Source organism: Pseudomonas sp. AGC41, assembly GCF_057334555.1.
The window spans coordinates 34,419-36,302 of the sequence record NZ_JBHFJB010000146.1 but is presented as its reverse complement, the minus strand read 5'-3'; the positions used below and the strand labels follow the sequence as shown (position 1 = coordinate 36,302).

Genomic DNA, 1,884 nt, shown 5'->3' with positions numbered 1-1,884 from the left:
CCCCCCCCCCCACGGGATAGGGTGTTAGTAAATCCTTGCCTCGCTGATGCGTTTCCACAACAGGAAACCTGCATGTGCGCCTTGAATGCGCACCTGTCCGGTGTGCCGTTTGGTCACTCATCGCGGGGTCGAGAAATGTCAGTCGCCAATCCTTCTGCCGAAGCAGCGCCAGCGCGGGTCAGTCCCGCGTCGGCCGAGACGCTCTATCAATTCAACGAATCACCGTTGCTGGCCCGCCAGAGCCGGCAGGAATCCAATGCGCGCAGCTATCCACGGCGGATTCCCCTGGCCCTCAAGCGCGCCAAGGGGCTGTATGTCGAGGATGTCGAAGGCCGGACCTTCATCGATTGCCTGGCCGGCGCCGGCACGCTGGCCCTCGGGCACAACCACCCGGTCGTGATCGAGGCGATCCGGCAGGTGCTCGCCGACGAGTTGCCGCTGCATACCCTGGACCTGACCACGCCGGTCAAGGACCGGTTTGTCCAGGACCTGTTCGGCCTGCTGCCGGCGAGCCTCGCCGCCGAGGCGAAAATCCAGTTCTGCGGCCCCACCGGGACCGACGCGGTGGAAGCGGCACTCAAATTGGTGCGCACCGCCACCGGGCGTAGCACCGTGCTGTCGTTCCAGGGCGGATATCACGGCATGAGCCAGGGCGCGCTGAGCCTGATGGGCAGCCTGGGGCCGAAGCAGCCCTTGGGGGCATTGCTCAGCAACGGCGTGCAGTTCATGCCATACCCCTACGATTATCGTTGCCCGTTCGGGCTCGGTGGCGTCGAGGGGGTCAAGGCCAATCTGCATTACCTGGAAAACCTGCTGAACGATCCCGAGGCCGGGGTGCAGTTACCGGCGGCGGTGATCGTCGAGGTGGTGCAGGGCGAGGGCGGGGTCATACCGGCCGATCTTGACTGGCTGCGCGGCTTGCGGCGAATCACCGAGCAGGCCGGGGTGGCGCTGATCGTCGATGAAATCCAGAGTGGTTTCGGCCGCACCGGCAAGATGTTCGCGTTCGAGCACGCCGGCATCATTCCGGATGTGGTTGTGCTGTCCAAGGCCATCGGCGGCAGCCTGCCACTGGCGGTGGTGGTGTATCGCGATTGGCTCGACACCTGGTTGCCGGGCGCCCATGCCGGGACCTTTCGCGGTAACCAGATGGCGATGGCGGCGGGCAGCGCGGTGATGCGCTACCTGGTCGAACACAACCTGCCGGCCCACGCCGCCGCCATGGGCGAACGCTTGAGCGAGCACCTGCATATCCTGCAGAGGGATTTTGCGCAATTGGGCGACATCCGCGGTCGCGGCCTGATGCTCGGCGTCGAGCTGGTGGACCCGACCGGCAAGCCGGACGCCTTGGGCCATCCTCCGGTGGACGCACGGCTGGCGCCGCGGTTGCAGCGTGAATGCCTCAAGCGCGGCCTGATCCTGGAGCTGGGTGGACGGCAGGGCAGCGTGGTGCGTTTTCTGCCGCCGCTGATCATTACGGCGGTGGAAATCGACCGCGTGGCCGAGCTGTTCCGGCGCGCCCTGGAAGCCGCCGTGGCCGACGCCTAATTTTCACCCGGCCCGGTACGTTCCTTTTCATACCTTGGCTGCGCCCATGGCGCGGCGATCCTTGAGCAACGACGGAGAAACACCATGACTTCAGTATTCGACCGCGAGGACATCCTCTTCCAGGTGGTGGTCAACCACGAAGAGCAGTATTCGATCTGGCCGGACTACAAAGCCGTTCCGGAAGGTTGGCGGACCGTGGGCAAGAGCGGCTTCAAGAAGGAGTGCCTGGCCTACATCGAAGAGGTCTGGACAGATATGCGCCCGCTGAGCTTGCGCAAAAAGATGGAAGAGCAGGCGACGATAGCGCAGTAGACCAAGACTCTGTGGGAGCGGGGC

General features: G+C 64.7%; 2 protein-coding genes. Both read left to right on the top strand.

The features are described 5' to 3' along the window. Window positions 1-135: 135 nt before the first annotated feature. Window positions 136-1,548 (top strand): diaminobutyrate--2-oxoglutarate transaminase, encoded by a 1,413-nt coding sequence (locus ACE04F_RS23550; protein WP_486110192.1) that lies wholly within the window; start codon window positions 136-138, stop codon window positions 1,546-1,548. A gap of 84 nt (window positions 1,549-1,632) precedes the next feature. Further along, window positions 1,633-1,860, top strand: coding sequence for an MbtH family protein (locus ACE04F_RS23545; RefSeq protein ID WP_434572877.1), 228 nt, complete (start codon window positions 1,633-1,635; stop codon window positions 1,858-1,860). Window positions 1,861-1,884: the final 24 nt, after the last annotated feature.